This is a genomic window from Comamonas sp. Z3 (assembly GCF_008121565.1).
Taxonomy (GTDB): Bacteria; Pseudomonadota; Gammaproteobacteria; order Burkholderiales; family Burkholderiaceae_C; genus Comamonas; species Comamonas brasiliensis.
In genome coordinates this window covers 42,921-63,002 of the sequence record NZ_VOQU01000001.1, presented here as the reverse complement: position 1 = coordinate 63,002, position 20,082 = coordinate 42,921, and the positions used below count along the sequence as shown (strand labels likewise).

16 protein-coding genes and 5 tRNA genes are annotated in these 20,082 nt (G+C 59.3%); 9 read left to right on the top strand and 12 right to left on the bottom strand.

Features of this window, described 5'->3' with window-relative positions:
- Window positions 1–8: 8 nt before the first annotated feature.
- The 9 genes from FSY59_RS00320 (at window position 9) to FSY59_RS00275 (ending at window position 7,215) form a co-directional block, all read left to right on the top strand.
- Window positions 9–944 (top strand): recombination-associated protein RdgC, encoded by a 936-nt coding sequence (locus tag FSY59_RS00320; RefSeq protein WP_148728244.1) that lies wholly within the window; start codon window positions 9–11, stop codon window positions 942–944.
- Between the two features lie 371 nt (window positions 945–1,315).
- Window positions 1,316–1,714 carry a hypothetical protein gene (locus tag FSY59_RS00315; RefSeq protein ID WP_034380784.1) on the top strand — a complete coding sequence of 133 codons (399 nt, stop codon included), beginning with the start codon at window positions 1,316–1,318 and terminating at the stop codon, window positions 1,712–1,714.
- 269 nt (window positions 1,715–1,983) lie between these two features.
- Window positions 1,984–3,204, top strand: coding sequence for a GGDEF domain-containing protein (locus tag FSY59_RS00310; RefSeq protein ID WP_046462748.1), 1,221 nt, complete (start codon window positions 1,984–1,986; stop codon window positions 3,202–3,204).
- Between the two features lie 123 nt (window positions 3,205–3,327).
- Window positions 3,328–3,585, top strand: a complete 258-nt coding sequence (locus FSY59_RS00305) for a hypothetical protein (protein WP_148728243.1) — start codon at window positions 3,328–3,330, stop codon at window positions 3,583–3,585.
- A gap of 137 nt (window positions 3,586–3,722) precedes the next feature.
- The gene (locus tag FSY59_RS00300; RefSeq protein WP_046462749.1) at window positions 3,723–4,415 is read left to right on the top strand and encodes a hypothetical protein; all 693 of its coding nucleotides are present in this window, start codon (window positions 3,723–3,725) and stop codon (window positions 4,413–4,415) included.
- A 52-nt stretch (window positions 4,416–4,467) separates the two neighbouring features.
- The gene (locus FSY59_RS00295; RefSeq protein ID WP_148728242.1) at window positions 4,468–5,637 is read left to right on the top strand and encodes a hypothetical protein; all 1,170 of its coding nucleotides are present in this window, start codon (window positions 4,468–4,470) and stop codon (window positions 5,635–5,637) included.
- Window positions 5,637–6,173, top strand: coding sequence for a hypothetical protein (locus FSY59_RS00290; protein WP_148728241.1), 537 nt, complete (start codon window positions 5,637–5,639; stop codon window positions 6,171–6,173). The genes FSY59_RS00295 and FSY59_RS00290 overlap by 1 nt, the downstream gene beginning before the upstream one ends.
- Window positions 6,174–6,263: 90 nt before the next feature.
- Window positions 6,264–6,755, top strand: coding sequence for a class I SAM-dependent methyltransferase (locus FSY59_RS00285; protein ID WP_148728240.1), 492 nt, complete (start codon window positions 6,264–6,266; stop codon window positions 6,753–6,755).
- 202 nt (window positions 6,756–6,957) lie between these two features.
- Window positions 6,958–7,215 carry a helix-turn-helix domain-containing protein gene (locus tag FSY59_RS00275; RefSeq protein ID WP_148728239.1) on the top strand — a complete coding sequence of 86 codons (258 nt, stop codon included), beginning with the start codon at window positions 6,958–6,960 and terminating at the stop codon, window positions 7,213–7,215.
- Here the strand turns inward: FSY59_RS00275 and FSY59_RS00270 are convergent.
- The 12 genes from FSY59_RS00270 to FSY59_RS00215 form a co-directional block, all read right to left on the bottom strand.
- Window positions 7,207–8,361 (bottom strand): site-specific integrase, encoded by a 1,155-nt coding sequence (locus FSY59_RS00270; RefSeq protein WP_148728238.1) that lies wholly within the window; start codon window positions 8,359–8,361, stop codon window positions 7,207–7,209. The genes FSY59_RS00275 and FSY59_RS00270 overlap by 9 nt on opposite strands.
- A gap of 146 nt (window positions 8,362–8,507) precedes the next feature.
- A tRNA-Cys gene (locus tag FSY59_RS00265) sits at window positions 8,508–8,581 on the bottom strand.
- A gap of 15 nt (window positions 8,582–8,596) precedes the next feature.
- Window positions 8,597–8,672: transfer RNA gene (locus FSY59_RS00260), tRNA-Gly, on the bottom strand.
- 57 nt (window positions 8,673–8,729) lie between these two features.
- Window positions 8,730–8,805 (bottom strand) — tRNA-Gly (locus FSY59_RS00255).
- A 57-nt stretch (window positions 8,806–8,862) separates the two neighbouring features.
- Window positions 8,863–8,938 (bottom strand) — tRNA-Gly (locus FSY59_RS00250).
- A gap of 108 nt (window positions 8,939–9,046) precedes the next feature.
- Window positions 9,047–11,461, bottom strand: coding sequence for an endopeptidase La (gene lon / locus FSY59_RS00245; RefSeq protein WP_003057502.1), 2,415 nt, complete (start codon window positions 11,459–11,461; stop codon window positions 9,047–9,049).
- Window positions 11,462–11,614: 153 nt separating this feature from the next.
- Window positions 11,615–12,877, bottom strand: a complete 1,263-nt coding sequence (gene clpX / locus FSY59_RS00240) for an ATP-dependent Clp protease ATP-binding subunit ClpX (RefSeq protein ID WP_003057503.1) — start codon at window positions 12,875–12,877, stop codon at window positions 11,615–11,617.
- Between the two features lie 176 nt (window positions 12,878–13,053).
- On the bottom strand, window positions 13,054–13,662 hold the full coding sequence (clpP, locus tag FSY59_RS00235; protein WP_003057504.1) for an ATP-dependent Clp endopeptidase proteolytic subunit ClpP: 609 nt from the start codon (window positions 13,660–13,662) through the stop codon (window positions 13,054–13,056).
- A gap of 133 nt (window positions 13,663–13,795) precedes the next feature.
- Entirely contained in the window at window positions 13,796–15,106 is a 1,311-nt protein-coding gene (gene tig / locus FSY59_RS00230) for a trigger factor (RefSeq protein WP_003057505.1), read from the bottom strand.
- A 344-nt stretch (window positions 15,107–15,450) separates the two neighbouring features.
- A tRNA-Leu gene (locus tag FSY59_RS00225) sits at window positions 15,451–15,537 on the bottom strand.
- Between the two features lie 85 nt (window positions 15,538–15,622).
- Window positions 15,623–18,832, bottom strand: coding sequence for an efflux RND transporter permease subunit (locus tag FSY59_RS00220; protein WP_019044061.1), 3,210 nt, complete (start codon window positions 18,830–18,832; stop codon window positions 15,623–15,625).
- Entirely contained in the window at window positions 18,829–20,067 is a 1,239-nt protein-coding gene (locus tag FSY59_RS00215) for an efflux RND transporter periplasmic adaptor subunit (RefSeq protein ID WP_043371238.1), read from the bottom strand. Before FSY59_RS00215 ends, FSY59_RS00220 begins: the two co-directional genes overlap by 4 nt.
- Window positions 20,068–20,082 lie beyond the last annotated feature (15 nt).

Here is a 20,082-nt window from a genome sequence, read left to right as displayed (position 1 = left end):
GAGCCCAGATGTTCAAGAACATGACCATGTACCGCATTGCCGCAAGCTGGCAAAGCGATCTGCAGACGCTGGAAGATGCCCTGCAAAAGACAGTGTTTGAGGAGTGCGGGGCGACCCAGGAGCGCTCCGTAGGTTGGGAGCCACCGCGCGGCGAGCAGCACGGCCCGCTGGTCGAGTCCGTGGCAGGTCAATGGGTCATGCGCTTCATGACCGAGGCCAAGGTGCTGCCGGCCAGCGTGCTCAATCGCAAGGTTAACGAAAAGGCCGAGCACATCGAAAAGACTGAGGGCCGCAAGCCCGGCAAGAAGGAGAAGAAGGAGCTAAAGGACGAGGCCAAGCTGGATCTGCTGCCCATGGCCTTCACCAAGCAGGGCAGCATGTGGGTCTGGATCGATCCACAGGCCCGCACTCTGGTGCTGGATACCAGCGCTCAAGGCCGCGCCGACGAGGTGGTGACGCTGCTGGTAGAAGGCCTGCCCGGCTTCGCCCTGGCCCTGCTGGACACCCAGACCAGCCCGCAGGCCGCCATGGCGCATTGGCTGATGACACAGGAGCCGCCCGCCGGCTTCACCGCCGACCGCGAGACAGAGCTGAAAGCCTGCGACGAATCAAAGGCGGTCGTGCGCTACGCACGCCACCCGCTGGATATTGATGAGGTCCGCCAGCACATCGAGCAAGGCAAGCTGCCGACCAAGCTGGCGATGACCTGGGACGACCGTGTGAGCTTTGTGCTGACCGAAGGCCTGCAGATCAAGAGCATTGCGCTGCTGGATGCCGTCATGGACGGCAACAGCCAGGACGACAGCGGCTTTGATACCGATGTGGCGATTGCCACCGGTGAGCTGTCGCGCCTGATTCCCGACCTGATCGAAGCCCTTGGCGGAGAAGGCCGCACAGGCCTGGGCGACCTGCCCGCCACGCTGGCTGCCAGCGCAAGCTGGTAACCATCACCTCAGCGCAGATGTGAAAGCAACGGCTAACGCAGCCACTGCGGCACTTCCGAAAGCAAGTCGGCCAGCAATAGAAGTCCAGGGAGTGACTCGGCGTGCCTTAAGCCATAAATAGCAATTTTTTTGCTTCTCACGGTCGAACTCAAACAAGCCCATATCAAGTCTCTTTTGGATGACTGACAGACCGTGCTTGACCTCCCACTCCTCAAGCAATCTGCGCGTTCGATCATCAAGTGCCATACGTGGTCCGTACTCAGGTGAACAAAGCAAAGCGCTGAATGTAACGAATTGTTTACTGACTTGGGATTGATTTTTCTAATAACCATGTGCCCACCAATGGGTGGGCTTTTTCTTTGGAGGCCTCCATGAGTCTGACTTTCGTGAATCACAACGGCGACCCCATCACCGATTCCCGCATGGCCACCATGCGAGCTCAAGGAATGGAGCTCGAACGCCAGCGCCGCCTGACTGCCAAGGCGGATCCTGTGTCCGTACACAAGGGCTGGCGCGTCTCAGGTATCGCGCCTGGTCTGCTGGATGAGGCAAAGCAGGCACACGAGCGGCTTTGCCAAATGGCGCAAAAGGCAGGAGGCAAACCGCCGGAGCCGTTTGATGAAACCGCATGGCTGCGCACAGCCAAGCGCACTGCAGTGCGTAGCAAGCCCTACATCCTTCAGGAGGCAGCTCAACAATGCAAGGAGCTGGCCGTCAAGGCGGGATGGCTGGAAGTCCAGTTGATAGAGATCAAAAAGGTAGTCGCCTGAGTTATCAAAAATCTGATCTGCACACAGTGCCACCCGCGAAGACAAGGCTACACATTTGGAACGATTTTCATTCGTGCAACTGAGGCCGCTTTTGATGACTTTTGGCTGCTTTTGTGCTCGTAACAAGAGTTCGGCTGACAGCAATCTATCAGCCTGCGGTGGTGTAATAATTTGTGACAAAAGCGAAAATACGAGCATCGAGATTCCAGATCGCCGTTTAACGCTCAGGGTTGAAATGATTGCTCTTTGATCGGGGAGGCTCTGGTCAGATGTCCGCGAATTACAACTTGTTGGTACTGACACCACCTCTGGCGCTACTGGTTCTTGCTGCCGTCCTGATGGTTGCTTGGTTTAACCAACGATCCCAGCGCTTTCTGTTTTGGCAAGCCTGCGCCTATTCGCTCACGGCACTGCCCCTCGCTGCTCAAACCTTGATTCCCCTTGAGGTGCTCACGCGCTATGCGCTATTGATTGGCAGCATCTATCTGCTGGGAGCCTGGTGTCTTGCGAAGTGCTGGGCGGACAGGTGGCGTGTATCAACGCATCCGCACATTGCACTGCAGATCTCCATCGTCACCTTAGCCGTTGTGTATCACTTCAGCTGGGTGAATCCGATTCCTTGGGTTCGCATCTGTTCCTTCAGTATAGGCTCGGGCTTGGTTCTAATGCTGCCTATCCTGCAGGTCCGCTCAAGGATGAGCTCTTTACACTGGCTCGATAAATTGCTGCTCTGGCTAAGCATCGCATTCACTACCTATACCTTCACTCGGCCCGGTTTGATCTGGCTGCTGGGCTACTCGGATCTTCGGTCATTGCCAAAGTCGCCCTACTGGCTCCTAACGCTGGTGAGCATCTTGAACTTCGCGCTGCTCTTCAGCTTGGTGATGACTGCTATTGCCGCGAAGGAAACGGTAGACAAGCTACGACGTGAGCGAGACCTTGATGCGTTGACCCAGTTGCTGAATCGCCGCTCTTTTCAAGAATATGCCCAGCAGCGCCTCGCTGACATACGGCTCTATCCGATGGCCGTGCTGGCCTGCGATATAGATCACTTCAAGCGCATTAACGACTCCTGGGGCCACAAGCGCGGCGATGAGGTTCTGCAACTGGTTTCAACGACTCTTAAAGACAGCGTGCGGGAGAACGACCTTGTCGCACGGTTCGGCGGGGAAGAGTTTGTGCTTTTGCTGACGGAGATTTCACTGAAAGATGCCGAGGCCATTGCCCTTCGCATCCAGCGCGACCTCCGCTTGAACAATGAAGTTCTCCCATCAGGCTACACGTTGACCCTGAGCTTCGGGATTTCAGCGCTCGACAGCAACACGCCATTAGATCAAGCCCTGCGAGAGGCCGATCGGCTTCTTTACGAAGCCAAAAATGCTGGGCGAGATCGGGTGCACGTATCCGGGGGCAACTATCCGGATATATCCATCGAACTCGATCCCGTTGCAAACCCAAGCTACCACATGCCCTACAGCAAAAGCACATAGCGCCCTCGCAACGAGCGTTTCACTCGTAATCACCACAGCCCACCACCCGCTTTTTTCATTCCATAGAAAGCGTTCCAGGAATGAAGAAGCGTAATCTATAGGCCGAGTCACCGAGGAGCAGACATGGCGAGCAATGCTTCACAACCCGTACAGGCATATCGCTACGAACTGTTGCCAGAAAATCTTCACGCTGATTGGAAGATCATCGTTGACAGGGTTCGCGCAGCCTATGACAAGAAGCCGGAATCGGCGATACAGCTGGAGAACGCTCGTCAGCACGGGTTCGGCTTTGTACGCGCACTCGCGGCAGCTGGACTTGTCACCGTTGTGGCCAAGACAGACCTGATGGAGCTATTGCTATACCCCAGATCGTCTTGCTGACTACAAGGATCCCCAGTCTATAGACGGCTCGCTGCTTGCCATCGCTTCAGCCGACGTTGGTCAGGACGACCAGTCACTACCTATCCACCCATCACCTGCCCGCCATTGAGCGGGCTTTTTGCTTTCTGGAGACACGAATGCCCCGAGAAATTGCATGCACCGAGGATCGCTTCCTCAAGGATGCGCAAGCGCACCAGATGGAAGTCATGCGCGACGACGGTGTGAACCGTCATTTGCGGTTCAAAGATCCCTCCAGCCGCGCCTACTGGTTCGACATCATCACTTGGCCTGGCACGCTGTGCATTGATGGCGACATGGGAACTTTCGTATTCCGACGCTTGCAGGACATGTTCACGTTCTTTCGCACAGATCAAGAGCACTACAACAAAACAGGCCGCGCTGATCAACTGGCAATCAACCCTGGCTATTGGGACGAGAAGCTGCTCGCACCGGCACCAAGGGATGTCATGGAGTTCAGTGCCGATAGCTTTCGGGAGCATGTCAAAGAGGCATTTGATAGCTGGGTTGAGTGCAGTGAACCCGATGCTGAATACAGCACCCAGGCGGAGCACGACCAATTCAGCGACGACAAGGCAGCGCTTTGGAGCGCTCTGAACGATGAAGTTCTATCGACTGCCGATGATGGCGAAGTACGAGCCTACGACGCTGCCCGCGACTTTCGATGTGATGACGTGCCTGGCTTTCAGATGGATGACTGCTGGGAGTGGAACTGCAAGGAATTCAAATTCCATTTCCTATGGAACTGCTATGCCATCGCGTGGGGAATCAAGGCCTACGACAACGTGAAGCAACAGGCATCAGTCACCTAACCAACACCCCAGCCCGCTGCCGCGGGCTTTTCTCATTCTGGGAGCCACCTATATGCAAGACAACATTTCCTGCGCGCTGATCACTGCTTTCGAGCGTCAGTACGACACGAGTTGGGATGACCCGAAGCTGCGCAATGAGCGCCTGGCCATGCGCTATGGCTGGACTGCAGCCATGGAAGCAAAGCAGTGCCTGCACCAGATTCAGGAGCCAGCCGCAGCAGAACAAGCCGCATGGCATGCAGGCCTGGACGAAGGCCGGGCACAGGAAGCGCCCGCAGCCGTGGCAGTGCCTACCCAGGCGCTAACTGGCGAAGCGCGTGCAGAAAAGATCAGGGGACTTGCTCCAATTCGCGCCAAGCTGTCCGCAGCAGCAGACGTGGCAGTGCCTGATGGGTGGCACGCGCCTGGATTGGGAGAAGTGCATAACGAAGATCACACGCAGATGATCTATTGCGCAGACGGCGATGGCGTTGCCTCTGATGACCTCGCCAGAAAAGTCCGCGCCGCGCTTGCCGCCACCCCGGCACCAGATGCGCAAGTGCCCCAAGGGTCCTACGTTTCAACTTCAGGGGAGCTGAAACCGGACGTTTCTGTCTATTCCACCCCAGCAGCCGCGCCAGTGGTGCTGCCTGAGCCTGATGCAGTCATCAGCGAACTGATGGGGCTAGTGGATGAATGGGGCATGGAATCCCATTTGCGCGGAGCGGCAGAGCTAGACGCTCAACACTCTGAAGCAACTCAAGAGGAAATTGATTGCGCAAAAGACAGGACCTCGAAAGAGCGCGCCGCATGGAAAGCCATCGAATCCAAGCTGCGCGCCCTGCTGGCTACTGCTACCGGACTTCCCGCGCAGGCGGTGGCATACATCGACAGCGAGGTGCTTACATCTTTCTTGTCGAGCAGCAACTACCGCCCAGCGGATGGCTGGGATTGCCATATCCGGCATCAAGAAAACAAGCGCGATACAGACGTACCCCTCTACTCGAGGCCCCAGGCGCAGGCAGACGCGCGGGATGCGGCACTAGCAGCGAGTGAGCAGGATGCGCTGCGATTGGTGCGCCAAGCCGTGCGCGATTTTCACTATGCACTGGACAACAGGAAGCATGGCGGCGTGGCGGCAGGTGCAGCAATGAATGCAATCGAAATGGCCCTGAATATGTACTGGCAACAGGGCCAGGAGGCTGACAGGCGCGCCTCCCTGGCAGCGCAAGGGGGCGAGTGATGTTCTTCGACTTGCCCTCAGACAAAACGTGCATCCATCCGGAGCACGAACCGCCGACTGGCCTCTACATCCCGCCGGGAAAGGGATACCGCCATGTCTGCCCCGGCTGCAAGACGGTCAAAGACGTTATCCCGCTGCAGTATTCGCTCACCCAGCGCGCCCAGGCGCCGCGGGCATGGAAGGTCACGGAAGAAATGCACAGGGCTGCAGTGAAGGTTCTGCACCGCGCAAATGGCCTTGACGGACTCCCGCAGCGAATGCTGGACGCCATGATCGCCGCGGCGCCACTGGCACCCACTCACCTGACAGATGGCGAAATCATTGCAGCACAAGAAGCGTTGATCGCGGCCAAGGATGAGCTGTATCGCTCACGCATCGGTCTGCAGTGCGCGCACTGCAAGAAAGGGACGTACCGCGCTGACGGCAATGGGTACCACGACTTTCACCGGTGTGACAGCTGCCGGTACGTACCCATGTGGGGCAGCGATGGCAAGGAATTCGGAATGCAGGAGAAACGAAATGGCCCGTCCATCTAAACGAGAGATCCGCCGCGCTCGCCAAGAGAAGCAGCAAAACCGCAACCCCGAGCCCCGCCACTGAGCGGGGTTCCTTTTTTGGAGCAACGCATGAACCCAGCGGTTCTTGATGCCTGCTGCGGCAGTCGAATGATGTGGTTCGACAAAGCAGACCCGCGCGCCGTGTTCGTAGACCAGCGCAGCGAAACCATCACAGTCACCGACAACTCACGCGGCAATGCGTCTGGCCAGCGCGTGCTGCGCATTGAGCCCGACTGTCTGATGGACCTTCGCGCTCTGACCTTCCCGGATGGGGCCTTCAAGCTGGTGGCGTTTGATCCGCCTCACCTTGTCCATGCAGGGCCGAAATCATGGCTTGGAGCCAAGTACGGAAAGCTGGGACCAGACTGGCGCGAAGACTTGCGCCAAGGCTTTTTCGAGTGCTTCCGCGTGCTGGAGCCAGGTGGAACTTTAGTGTTCAAGTGGAACGAAACGCAGGTGAAAGTGAAGGAAGTCCTAGCCCTGACATCTGAAAAGCCTTTGTTCGGCCAAGTCAGTGGCCGCTCTGGAATGACTCACTGGCTCGTTTTCATGAAGCCATGACCCAGGCAACCAGCGCCAGCACCGTGGGCCTGCCAGAAGACAAGGCCTACATAGCCCACCACTTCAACTGCCCTACCTGCATAGCTGCCGGCGCTACGCCGGGGAAGCAGGCGCGCTGCGCTGAAGGCCTGCGTCTTTGGAACCTATATCTACGGGCCGCTACGGCCAAGTCACGAATGAATTTGCAGAAGGGAGAGCACTGATGTCCGACATCCTCACTGCAGACGAGGTAGCCGCGCTTCTCGACTGCGAGCCATCAACTATCCAAGCACAAGCCCGTGCGCACGAACTGCCAGGCATCAAGATTGGCAGATCCTGGCGCTTTCCACGAGTGGCATTGCTTGAGGCACTGAACCGCAAGGCGTTGGAAAACCAAATCCAGCAAGCTGCAGCGCCCAAGGCAGTCACTCGCAAGCCTGCCGGCCGTCGCGCACCGCCTACCCTGCCAAATCTAACCTAGGCGCGAAGACAGGTCAGACCCTCGCAAACTGGCGTAGCGCAACGCCATGCGGGTGTCTGACCAGCCCATGATGCGGCATACCTCAATTTCAGAAAAAACCCAGCCAGTGGGATTGCGCAATTCAAACCACCGGCAAGTAGCTTCATGACGCAAGTCATGCTCTGTGAAGTCTTTCACTCCTGCATAGCCGAACAGCGATGCAAACCGCGATGACAGCCGGTTTGATGTTCTGGCACGCTCACTCTCAGTTCCATCCCAGAACGGGAATACCAAGCCCACGCGATCCTTGCACCATTCGCGCAACGGTTCGCGCAGCACTGGCTTGATGGGCACCACACGCGACTTGATCGCGCCCCGGTGCCCCTTGGAACCATCCACATTGATGATGTTTCGCTCCAGGTCAATGGAGTCCACCCGCAGCCGGTACGCTTCAAACAAGCGCATGCCGGTATCGACAATCAGCGAATACAGCAGCGTGAAAGCAGGGTCATTCGCCAACGCACGCTCTCGGTCCTCCCGCTTCACCCCACTCAGGGCCGAAAGAATGCGCTCATGGTCACCCGGCCCAAGACGCCTATCGCGCGACTTGTCGCGCTTGACGGTCGCGCCGGCGTCCACATCGGCTTGAGAGTACAGGCTGTATCCACGCGGAAGAAGGCGCAGCGGGTTTGCCTTGGGCTGGACATCCACCGGCGTCGTCTTCCTGATATGCCAGTCAAGCACGCGGCCAAGCGAGCCAATGCGCTTGCGGATGCTTCCTGGCGCAAGGTTCTTTTCGCGCTTGAGGCGGTTCACATAGTCGCTGCACCAGGCGAATGTGACTCCTGACACTCGCACGCCCGCAACCTCGCTTACCAGCACCCCCAGCAATTCACTGTCGGACGAAGTAACCGGGGCTTGCTTGCAGTATTCAAGGATCACCCGCGATAGCACCAAGTCGTCTTCACGCTTTTCCGGCACAGCCAGCAGCTCGGAAGGAACAATGCCGCGCGACAGCACTGCCTCAAGCTGGTCCCCGTATGCGCGTGCCTCTTGCTCGGTGTCGAACGTGAAGAAAAAGGGCTTTGAAAGCAGCTTGTGCTTTACCCGAAGTTGGAACTTGTTGCCGCGTGGTTGGATGCTTGCCATGGCATTCATGATACTCATGTCATCGCCCAGCACGATCCGATTGCTGGGTAGCACGCTACTTAAACCGGGTAGCAGCGAGCTGAAATTCACTGCAAACGAGGCAAGAAAACAAAAAAGGCCTCCCGCTTTGGGAGGCCTAACTTGTTGATTTCCTTGGAGAAATCTGGAGGCGCGAACCAGAGTCGAACTGGTCTAACCGGATTTGCAATCCGGGGCATAACCGCTTTGCTATCGCGCCGCTATCACAAAAACCTGGAGCGGGAAAACGGGTTCGAACCGTCGACCTATACCTTGGCAAGGTATCGCTCTACCAACTGAGCTATTCCCGCATTCAGAAAGCTCTCGCTTTCCGATGCGAACCTGTATTGCTACAGGTCCTGAAAACCTGGAGCGGGAAAACGGGTTCGAACCGTCGACCTATACCTTGGCAAGGTATCGCTCTACCAACTGAGCTATTCCCGCATTCAGAAAGCTCTCGCTTTCCGATGCGAACCTGTATTGCTACAGGTCCTGAAAACCTGGAGCGGGAAAACGGGTTCGAACCGTCGACCTATACCTTGGCAAGGTATCGCTCTACCAACTGAGCTATTCCCGCATATCTACCGAAGCCCAACATTGTACAACGTTGTTTGCTGCGATGGATGAATTGTAGCGCAGTTCTGAGCCCTCCCAGAAAAAACGCCACAATTTTCACAAAACAAGCTTAATGCTTGATGGCTGCCTCGGCCGGCTTGGCATCGGTGGCCGCTACAGCGGCTACCGCTTCCTCGGACAAAGGATCGGGCACACGCTCCAGGGCCACCTTGAGAACCTGATCGATCCACTTCACAGGAACGATCTCCAGACCGCTCTTCACGTTATCGGGAATGTCCTGCAAATCCTTGACGTTCTCTTCGGGAATCAGCACGGTCTTGATGCCACCACGCAGAGCCGCCAGCAGCTTTTCCTTGAGGCCACCAATCGCCGTGACTTCGCCACGCAAGGTGATTTCACCGGTCATGGCCACGTCGGCACGCACGGGAATGCCCGTGAGCGCCGAGACAAACGCCGTCGTCATGGCGGCACCAGCACTGGGACCGTCCTTGGGCGTGGCGCCGTCGGGCACGTGCACATGGATGTCCTTTTTCTCAAAGGCTTCATCCTTGATTCCGAGCAGACGAGCGCGGCTGCGCACCACGGTACGGGCAGCTTCCACCGACTCCTTCATCACGTCGCCCAGTGAGCCGGTACGGGTGATGACACCCTTGCCAGGCATGGTTGCGGCTTCGATGGTCAGCAGATCGCCACCGACTTCGGTCCAGGCCAGGCCCACAACCTGCCCCACCTGATTGGCATGCTCTGCGCGGCCGTAGCTGAACTTGCGCACGCCCAGATAGTCGTTGAGGTTATCGGCATTCACCTCCACCTTGGGCTGGAGCTTGCCGAGCTGCAAGCCCTTGACCACCTTGCGGCAGATCTTGGACAGCTCGCGCTCCAGCGAGCGCACACCTGCTTCGCGGGTGTAGTAGCGCACGATGTCGCGGATAGCGGCTTCGGTCACCTCCAGCTCGCCCTCCTTGACACCATTGTTGGTGAGTTGCTTGGGCAGCAGGTAGCGGATGGCAATATTGGTCTTTTCGTCTTCGGTGTAGCCCGACAGACGAATCACCTCCATGCGATCCAGCAAGGCCGAGGGAATGTTCATGGAGTTGGAGGTCGCCACAAACATCACGTCGGACAGGTCGAAGTCGACCTCCACATAGTGGTCGCCGAACTTGTTGTTCTGCTCAGGGTCCAGCACCTCCAGCAGTGCGCTCGATGGATCGCCACGGAAATCCATGCCCAGCTTGTCGATCTCGTCCAGCAGGAACAGAGGGTTGCGCGTGCCGACCTTCTCCAGGCTCTGGAGCACCTTACCGGGCATGGCACCGATATAGGTACGGCGGTGACCGCGGATTTCCGCCTCGTCACGCATGCCGCCCAGCGCCATGCGCACGTACTTGCGGCCCGTGGCCTTGGCAATGGACTGCCCCAGCGAGGTCTTGCCCACGCCGGGAGGTCCGACCAGGCACAGAATGGGGGCCTTGACCTTGTCCACACGTTGCTGCACGGCAAGATATTCGAGGATGCGGTCCTTGACCTTTTCCAGGCCGAAGTGATCTTCGTTCAGCACTTCCTCGGCATTCGCCAGGTTGTGCTTGATCTTGGTCTTCTTGCTCCAGGGCAGACCGGTCAGCACTTCGATGTAGTTGCGCACCACCGAAGCTTCCGCCGACATGGGCGACATCAGCTTGAGCTTCTTGAGCTCGGCCTCGGCCTTCTTGCGGGCCTCGGCAGGCATCTTGGCGAGCTTGATCTTTTTCTCGATCTCCTCGATGTCGGCACCATCCTCGCCCTCGCCCAGTTCCTTCTGGATGGCCTTGACCTGCTCATTCAGATAGAAGTCGCGCTGATTCTTCTCCATCTGACGCTTGACGCGACCACGGATGCGCTTGTCGACATTGAGGATGTCCACCTCGCGCTCGAGCTGCTCGAACAGGTTTTCCAGACGCTCCTTGATGTCCACCAGATCCAGCACTGCCTGCTTGCTCTCCAGCTTGAGAGGCAGGTGCGCCGCGATGGTGTCAGTCAGACGACCGGCATCGTCAATGCTGGCGATCGAGGTCAGAATCTCCTGGGGGATCTTCTTGTTGAGCTTGACATACTGGTCAAACTGCTGGGTCACAGCACGGCGCAGCGCTTCGATCTCGCTTTGCTCATGGGCATTGTCATCAGCCTCCACGGGCGTCACAGACGCCGTGAAATGAGACTCTTCGTCGGTGATCTGCTTGACCAGGGCACGCTGCTGGCCCTCGACCAGCACCTTCACGGTGCCGTCGGGCAGCTTGAGCATCTGCAAGATGGTGGACACGCAGCCCACATCAAACATGTCTTCCGCTGCAGGCTCGTCCTTGGAGGCCGTCTTCTGCGCCACCAGCATGATGCGGCGATCGCCTTCCATGGCCAGCTCCAGAGCCTTGATGCTCTTGGCACGCCCCACAAACAGCGGAATCACCATATGCGGGAACACCACCACGTCCCGCAAGGGCAGCAGCGGCAGATCCAGCTCGGTGGAAGGCAAAGGGGTTTGTCCAGACATAGGTATCCTCGGTTTATCAGCGGAAGATGGTCCGCTTACCGGTGTATTTCAACCCCTGCGTGCAAATTGTTTTTGCCACCGCAGGGGCATTGCCTTTCCGTCTCATGCAGCAAGGCGCCCCATCACAGAAGCGCCTCGCACGCAAGCACAGTATCAGGCCTTTTTGGCCGCCTCACGGTAAACCAGCAGCGGCTCCTTGCCGTCTTCAATGGTGGCCTCTTCCACCACCACCTTTTCCACGTTCTCGGCCGTTGGCAACTCGAACATGGTGCTGATCAGTGCCTGCTCAACGATGGAGCGCAGGCCACGGGCGCCGGTCTTGCGGGCCAGAGCCTTGCGGGCAATCGCCTTCAGTGCCGCCGGGCGGATTTCCAGCTCCACACCTTCCATGGCCAGCAGCTTGCTGTATTGCTTGACCAGCGCGTTCTTGGGCTCGGTCAGGATCTGGACCAGTGCCTCTTCGCTGAGCTCGGCCAGCGCCGTCACCACAGGCATGCGGCCGACCAGCTCGGGGATGATGCCGAACTTGATCAGATCTTCGGGCTCGATCTCGAGGAACATTTCCGAGATGGAACGCTGTTTCTTGCTCTTGACGGTAGCGCCAAAGCCGATGCCTGAAGCCTCGGTGCGGTTCTCGATGACCTTCTCCAGCCCCGCAAACGCGCCGCTGCAGATGAACAGGATGTTCGTGGTGTCGATCTGCAGAAAGTCCTGATTGGGATGCTTGCGCCCACCCTGTGGCGGAATGCTGGCCATCGTGCCTTCGATCAGCTTGAGCAGCGCCTGCTGCACGCCCTCACCCGAGACATCGCGCGTGATGCTGGGGTTGTCCGACTTGCGGGATATCTTGTCGATTTCGTCGATGTAGACAATGCCGCGCTGCGCGCGCTCGACGTCGTACTCGCAGCTTTGCAACAGCTTCTGAATGATGTTTTCGACGTCCTCGCCCACATAGCCAGCCTCAGTCAACGTGGTGGCATCAGCCATCACGAAGGGGACATTGAGCTGACGCGCCAGCGTCTGGGCCAGCAAGGTCTTGCCCGACCCAGTGGGACCGATCAGCAAGATATTGCTCTTGCTGAGCTCCACATCGTCCTTGCCGGCCTTGTCCTTGTGGTTCAGTCGCTTGTAGTGGTTGTAGACCGCCACGGCCAGCGTGCGCTTTGCCTGTTCCTGACCGATCACATAGTTGTCGAGATTGGCCTTGATTTCGGCAGGCGTAGGTAGATCGCCGCGGCCTTCCTTGGCATCGGCGGCAGGCTGTTCGTCGCGAATGATCTCATTGCACAAGTCGATGCACTCGTCGCAGATGAACACGGACGGGCCGGCGATCAGCTTTTTGACCTCGTGCTGGCTTTTGCCGCAGAAGGTGCAATACAAATTCTTTTCGGTGGAAGAGCCTTTTTTATCGGCCATGGGGGCTGTGCCTCGTTACGAAAAAACGAAAATTAATGATAACCAAAGACAAGGCGGCGTAGCCCTTCAGGGACAAACGCCGCCGAGCAAGTCCCGGGAGCCAGTCAGCAACTCCCGGGATCTTCATTGCCGGCATCCGCAAGCCCAATCAGACAGGGGCCTGGGTGCTATGCATTTCAGGAACGCTTGCTAATTACCTGGTCAACCAGACCGTAGTCCTTAGCCTCATCGGCGGAAAGGAAATAGTCGCGCTCGGTGTCGTTCTGGATCTTTTCCAGGGGCTGGCCGGTGCGCTCGGCGAGGATCTTGTTCAGGCGTTCGCGGGTCTTGAGGATTTCGCGGGCATGAATTTCGATTTCGGTCGCCTGACCACGTGCACCGCCCAGAGGCTGGTGAATCATGACCTGGGCATTGGGCAGTGCATAGCGCTTGCCCTTGGCTCCAGCCGACAACAGGAAAGCCCCCATGCTCGCGGCCATGCCGGTGCACAGTGTCGAGACGTCGGGCTTGATGAAGTTCATGGTGTCGAAAATCGCCATGCCCGCCGTCACGCTGCCACCGGGGGAGTTGATGTAGAAGGAAATATCCTTGTCGGGATTTTCGCTTTCCAGGAACAACAGCTGAGCCACCACCAGATTGGCGGTCTGGTCGTTGACCTCGCCCACCAGGAAAATCACGCGCTCCTTGAGCAGACGCGAATAAATGTCGTAGGAGCGCTCACCGCGACCCGACTGTTCAATGACCATGGGCACCATGCCCAAACCCAATGTATCCAATGCGCTCATGTTTTCTCCAGTGCTATGCGCCTACTGTAGCCGCATTCTGAAAAGAAAATGGGGCTTGCGCGCAAAAGCACAAGCCCCGCAATTTAAGTTATCGGAACTTGCCTAGGGCAAGCACCGATAAAAGGTTCAGCCCTTAGGCCTGGCCCATCAGCTCGTCGAAGGAAACGGCCTTGTCGGTGACCTTGGCCTTGCCCAGAACGAAGTCGGTGACGTTGTTTTCGATCACAACGGCTTCCACTTCGGCCAGGCGGTTGCGATCGCCGAAGTACCAGCGCACCACGTCTTCGGGCTTCTCGTAGCTGGAAGCCAGCTCTTCGACATGAGCCTTGATCTGCTCGGCAGTAGCTTGCAGATTGTTGCTCTTGACCAGCTCGGCCACCACCAGACCCAGACGCACGCGACGCTCGGCCTGGGGCAGGAAGATGTCTTCGGGGATCTCAGCCTTGGCAGCATCCTTGATGCCTCGCTGTTCCAGCTCGGCGCGCGCGCCTTCCAGCAGACGGCCAACTTCGGCTTGCACGGAAGCCTTGGGCAGATCCAGCTCGGACACGGACACCAGAGCGTCCATCACGGCTTGCTTGTTGCGGCCTTGAACGCGGAACTTCACTTCGCGCTCCAGGTTCTTCTTGATGTCGTCGCGCAGGGCTTCGACGGAGCCGCCTTCCACGCCCAGGGTCTTGACGAACTCTTCGTTCACTTCGGGCAGGTTGGGAGCTTCCACCTTCTTGACGGTCACCAGGAAGTCGGCAGTCTTGCCGGCCACGTCAGCACCGTGGTAGTCAGCGGGGAAAGCCAGGGGGAAAGTCTTGGACTCGCCGGCCTTCATGCCACGGGTTGCGTCTTCGAATTCCTTGAGCATCTGGCCTTCGCCGACCAGGAACTGGAAGTCTTCAGCCTTGCCGCCCGAGAAAGTCTCGCCGTCGATCTTGCCTTCGAAGTCCACGGTCACGCGGTCGCCGTCCACAGCGGCTTCACCGGCAGCGCGCTCGGTGAAGGTGCGACGCTGCTTGCGCAGGATGTCCACGGTCTTGTCGATGGCTGCGTCGTCCACGCTGGTGGTCAGCTTTTCCACTTCGGCAGCAGTCAGGTCGCCGATCTTGACTTCGGGCATGACTTCGAACACGGCTTCGAATTGCGCTTCGCCTTCGGCAGCGCCTTCCTTTTCGGTGATCTTGGGCTGACCGGCAACGCGCAGATCGGCTTCGTTCACGGCAGCGGCAAAAGCCTCGCCCACCTTGTCGTTCAGCACTTCGTATTGCACGGAGTAGCCATAACGCTGAGCCACGACGCTCATGGGCACCTTGCCGGGACGGAAACCGTCCATCTTCACCGTGCGCGCCACCTTCTTCAGGCGGGCATCCACTTCGGACTGGATTGCCGACAGGGGCACGCTCAGCGTGATCTTGCGCTCGAGCTTTTCAAGAGTTTCAACGTTAACGGCCATGATTTTTCCTAAGAGGGATGAGGACCGTGCAGATTGACTAACAACCCGCACCGTGTTGCGCAAAGTCACAGTGCGCGCACGCCCGGGATCGCCTGGGACATGCGGCACCACAAATTTCCAGAGCCTGCCCCGGTCATTGGCACCCGCGTCTGGCGCCGGGCATTTGTTCAAATCAGGAACAGGCGAAGCCGACCATTATAACGAGGCGCCGCGCAGGCTCCGCCATCGCCCTACAGGGGTTTGCCTTAAAAGCTGACACCGCAGCTGCACAGCAGGGGCCGGGAAAAGAAAAAGCCCGTAACGGCTTGGGGTTACGGGCTTGGGCAGCAGAGAGTGCCTGTATCTGGTGCGCGGAGCCGGACTCGAACCGGCACGGTGTTGCCACCGTCAGGACCTAAACCTGGTGCGTCTACCAATTTCGCCACCCGCGCGGTCAGCAATGCGCAAATCTACGCCTACTGAGGTCAAGACGCAGATTCTAGCCGCAAAATCGGCAGTCTTTCGCACAATCCAGGCTCAGGCCGTGTCCTTTCTGATGCGGAATGCCGCCGCATACATGGCGGGCAAGGCCAGCAGGGTCAGCACGGTCGCCACGATGAGGCCCCCCATGATGGCAACCGCCATGGGACCCCAGAACACGCTGCGCGACAGTGGAATCATGGCCAGTACGGCTGCTGCCGCCGTCAGCACGATGGGACGCAGCCTGTGCACGGCCGCCTCCACAATCGCATCCCAGGCCGGCACGCCGCGGGCACGCCCGCTTTCAATCTGGTCGATCAGAATCACCGAATTGCGCTGAATCATGCCCATCAAGGCCACGACGCCCAGCAGCGCCACAAAGCCGAAGGGGCGATTCAGCAGCAGCAAGGCCGCCGCCACACCGGGAATGCCCAAGGGGCCGGTGATGAACACCAGCAGCGAACGGCTGACGCTGCGCAACTGCAGCATGAGCAATGTGAAGGTCAGAAACAGCAGCACCGGGATACCCGCCACGATGGCGCCGGAGCCCTTGGAGCTTTCTTCCACGGCACCGGCCACCTCGATGCGATAACCGGTGTCACCGGCCGCATGCCAGCCGGCTTCCATCTTGCGCAGTTGCGGCAACAGCTCGTTGGTCAGCGTGGCGCCCTGCAGGCCCTCACGCACATCGCCTTGAACGGTGATCGCGAAGTTGCGCTTCTCGCGCCACATCACGCCCGGCTCCCAGACCATGACGGGCTTGGCAATCTGCGTGAGTGGAATGGACTGCCCGTTCGCCGTGGTGACATAGACAGTCGCGATATCCGTAATGGCATCGCGGTCCTGCTTGGGCGGGCGCATCACGATATCGATCAGCTTGTCGCCTTCACGGAACTGCCCCACGGTGGTGCCGCTGAAATTCATGCCCGTGGCTTCGGCGATCGACTGGCTGGTCACACCCAGGGCACGCGCCTTGTCCTGATCAACCTTCAGGCGTATGACCTTGACAGACTCGTTCCAGTTGTCGTTGACGCCACGCATATCCGCATTGGCTTGCATGAGCGCCTTGACTTCATCGGCGTAGGTGCGCAGCTTGGCAGGGTCCGAGCCCATGACACGGAACTGCACCGGATATTGCACGGGCGGCCCATTGGGCAGCAGCTTGGAACGCGCCCGCACCTCGGGGAACTCCTCGGCCATCAGCGCCGGCAGCTGCTTGCGGATTTCCTCGCGCGCCTTCAGGTCCTTGGTCACCAGAATGAACTGGGAGACGTTGTTCTGCGGAAAAACCTGGTCCAGCGGCAGATAGAAGCGCGGCGCTCCGGAGCCTATCCATTCGCTGACGGACTCCACGCCGTCGAGCTGCAAGAAGCGCTTTTCCACGCGCAGTGTCACTTCCTTGTTGGCCTGAAGGGAAGTGCCTTCGGGGAACCATATATCGACCAGCACTTCCGGACGGCTGGAATCGGGGAAGAACTGCTGCTGCACCTTGCCCATGCCGGCCAGGCCCAGCACGAACACCAGCACCGTGGCGGCTATCGTCAGCCAGCGGTGCTGCACGCACCAGTTCACCGTGCGGCGGAAGCGGTTGTAGAACGGCGTGTCGAACAGCTCATGCTCGCCCGCATCGGTGTTGATTCCCGCCTCCTCGGCCGACACCTCTCCGGACGCCACCTCGGGCGGCAGCTTGGCCGCATGCGGCGGCTTCTTGAGCAGCAGCAGGCCCAGATAGGGCACGAAGTACACGGAGGCGAACCAGCTGAGCACCAGGGCAATCACCGTCACCGCGAAGATGGCAAAGGTGTATTCGCCCGTCATGGATTTGGCCATGCCGATGGGCAGAAAGCCGGCAGCCGTGATCAGCGTACCGGTCAGCATGGGCTTGGAGGTGATCTCATAGGCAAAGGTGGCGGCGCGGTACTTGTCGTAGCCTTCCTCCATCTTTCGCACCATCATCTCCACGGCAATGATGGCGTCGTCCACCAGCAGGCCCAGCGCAATGATGAGCGAGCCCAGCGACACCTTGTGCAGACCGATATTCCAGTACCACATGGCCAGGAAGGTCGCGGCGAGCACCAGCGGAATGGTGATGCCCACCACCAGTCCGGGACGCGGGTCGATATACCAGCGCTTCCACAGCGGATGCTGCCCCGGGCGCTTGTGCAGGCCCAGGCTCAGAAAACTCACGGCCAGCACCACGACCACGGCTTCGACCAGCACCTGGAGAAACTCGCTGACCGAATCCGCCACCGCCTTGGGCTGGTTCTGCATATTGCTCAGCGTCACGCCCACGGGCAGGCTTTTGGCGATGCGCTCCGTGGCCTGTGTCAGCGCCTTGCCCAGGGCAATGATGTCGCCGCCCTTGACCATGGAAACTCCCAGGGCCACCGTAGGCTCGCCCTGAAAACGCACCATGACATTGGCCGGATCGGCATAGCCACGGCGCACTTCGGCGATATCCCCCAGCCTGAACTGTGCCCCGCCCTGGCCGATGATGGGCATGGCACGCAATTGCTCCAGGTCGTTGAACTGGCCCTGCACACGCAGCACAATGGTTTCGGCAGGCGTCTGCAAGGTACCGGCCGAGGCCACGGCATTTTGCTGGTTGAGCTGGTCGAGTACCTGCTTGAGGTTCAGCCCCATCTGCGTGGCTTTGTGCGACAGCTCCACATAGACCTTTTCGTCCTGCACGCCGAACTGCTCGACCTTGGCCACATCGGGCACCTGCAGCAGTTGCTGACGCACATCGTCGGCCAGAGTCTTGAGTTCCGCGTAGCTGAAGCCCTTGGCCTGCAGCGCATAGATCACGCCATAGACGTCGCCAAAGTCGTCATTGAAGAACGGCCCCTGCACGCCCTGAGGCAGGGTATAGCGCATATCCCCCACTTTCTTGCGCACCGTATACCAGAGCTGTGGCACTTCCTTGGGGGGAGAGTAGTCCTTGACCTGGAAGATGACTTGCGACTCGCCGGGCTTGGAATAGCTGCTGATCTTGTCGGCATAAGGCACTTCCTGCAGCGTGCGCTCGATCTTGTCCGTCACCTGCTGAGCCACCTGCTCGGCCGTCGCGCCAGGCCAGTAGGTACGAATGACCATGGCCCGGAAGGTGAATGGAGGGTCCTCGTCCTGCCCCAGCTGAAAAAAGGCCGCAAAGCCCAGCAGCATCAGCACGACGATGAAGTAGCGCGTCAGCGCCACATGATCGAGCGCCCAGCGGGAAAGATTGAAATGCGCACCACCGGTCTTTTTGTGTCCAGTGCCGCTCATTTGCCCGCCTCCGCAGCGACTGCAGGCTGAGACGCTCCAGATTCAGGAGCATTCTGCATTCTATCCACCTGCGTTTTGTGCTGATCTGATACAGAGTTTTGTGGCGGCTTGGCGTATTTATCGCGATATACCGTCACCTTCTGGCCAGGGGTCAGCACATGGGCGCCTGTGGCCACCACCTGCATGCCGGGTTGCAGACCCGAGGCAATCACCGCCTCATTACCGTCGGCGCTGGCAATCTGCACCGGCTGCAGCTTCACCGAGCTGCTGGCCGCGTCATAGAGCCAGACGGCCGTACCCTGACCGTTACCGCCCTCCTGGCGCAAGGCCGTGGTTGGCAACTTGATGACCTGGCTGCCTACGGCTTCGCCGCTGACGCCCATGCCCTCTGGCATGACATGCACGGTGGCTCCCAATGCGGGCAGGTCCGTTCCCTGCAGAGCGGCCTTGACCACATAGGTGCGTGTGGCCGGATCGGCGCTGGCCGCCACCTCACGCACCAGGGCGTTGATCACGCGCGACTCATCCGACCAGGGCCTGACCTTGACGCCTTGCCCAGGCTTGATGGCGCTGCGCCGGTCTTCCGGCACGCTGAACACCGCATCGCGCGCGCCATCCTGGGCGATCCGCACCACGGGCGTGCCGGCCGCAACCACCTGACCGGGTTCGGCCTCCACGGCGGTGACCACGCCATCGGCATCGGCCAGCAACTGGGTGTAGTTCTCCTGATTGGACTGGCTGGAGAGCTGGGCTCGCGCCTGGTCGAGCGAGGCCTGAGCCGCCTTCAGATTGGCCTCGTAGCGCTCCATCTCTGCGGCGCTGATGAAGTTCTGGGCTCGCAGCGTGCGAAAACGCTTGGCATTGGCCTCGGCCAGATCGCGCTGCGTGGTGGCCGAGGCCAGCTGGGCGCGCGCGGCATCGGCACCGAGCTGATAGTCACGCGCATCCAGGCGCGCCAGCACCTGTCCGGCCTTCACATGCTGGCCCAGCTCCACCTCGCGCCTGGTGATCTTGCCCGCCACGCGAAAGCCGAGGCGAGACTCCACACGGGCCCGCACATCGCCCGAATATTCCTGGGCAGATTCGATCTGCCCCTCACCCACGGTCACCAGCTTGACGGCACGCACCGGCTCGGGCGCAGCCTCCTTCTTGGAACAGGCCGACAACATGACAGCAGCCGCCACGATGGACAGCGCAGCCAAGGGCACGGCAGGCCGGCGCGGCAAAGACAACATTGCAAAACGACGAGA

Bases quoted from the DNA above. Each gene is read 5' to 3' on its own strand.
- FSY59_RS00320 (WP_148728244.1), top strand. From the start codon at position 9: ATGTTCAAGAACATGACCATGTACCGCATTGCCGCAAGCTGGCAAAGC.
- FSY59_RS00315 (WP_034380784.1), top strand. From the start codon at position 1,316: ATGAGTCTGACTTTCGTGAATCACAACGGCGACCCCATCACCGATTCC.
- FSY59_RS00310 (WP_046462748.1), top strand. From the start codon at position 1,984: ATGTCCGCGAATTACAACTTGTTGGTACTGACACCACCTCTGGCGCTA.
- FSY59_RS00305 (WP_148728243.1), top strand. From the start codon at position 3,328: ATGGCGAGCAATGCTTCACAACCCGTACAGGCATATCGCTACGAACTG.
- FSY59_RS00300 (WP_046462749.1), top strand. From the start codon at position 3,723: ATGCCCCGAGAAATTGCATGCACCGAGGATCGCTTCCTCAAGGATGCG.
- FSY59_RS00295 (WP_148728242.1), top strand. From the start codon at position 4,468: ATGCAAGACAACATTTCCTGCGCGCTGATCACTGCTTTCGAGCGTCAG.
- FSY59_RS00290 (WP_148728241.1), top strand. From the start codon at position 5,637: ATGTTCTTCGACTTGCCCTCAGACAAAACGTGCATCCATCCGGAGCAC.
- FSY59_RS00285 (WP_148728240.1), top strand. From the start codon at position 6,264: ATGAACCCAGCGGTTCTTGATGCCTGCTGCGGCAGTCGAATGATGTGG.
- FSY59_RS00275 (WP_148728239.1), top strand. From the start codon at position 6,958: ATGTCCGACATCCTCACTGCAGACGAGGTAGCCGCGCTTCTCGACTGC.
- FSY59_RS00270 (WP_148728238.1), bottom strand. From the start codon at position 8,361: ATGAGTATCATGAATGCCATGGCAAGCATCCAACCACGCGGCAACAAG.
- lon (WP_003057502.1), bottom strand. From the start codon at position 11,461: ATGTCTGGACAAACCCCTTTGCCTTCCACCGAGCTGGATCTGCCGCTG.
- clpX (WP_003057503.1), bottom strand. From the start codon at position 12,877: ATGGCCGATAAAAAAGGCTCTTCCACCGAAAAGAATTTGTATTGCACC.
- clpP (WP_003057504.1), bottom strand. From the start codon at position 13,662: ATGAGCGCATTGGATACATTGGGTTTGGGCATGGTGCCCATGGTCATT.
- tig (WP_003057505.1), bottom strand. From the start codon at position 15,106: ATGGCCGTTAACGTTGAAACTCTTGAAAAGCTCGAGCGCAAGATCACG.
- FSY59_RS00220 (WP_019044061.1), bottom strand. From the start codon at position 18,832: ATGAGCGGCACTGGACACAAAAAGACCGGTGGTGCGCATTTCAATCTT.
- FSY59_RS00215 (WP_043371238.1), bottom strand. From the start codon at position 20,067: ATGTTGTCTTTGCCGCGCCGGCCTGCCGTGCCCTTGGCTGCGCTGTCC.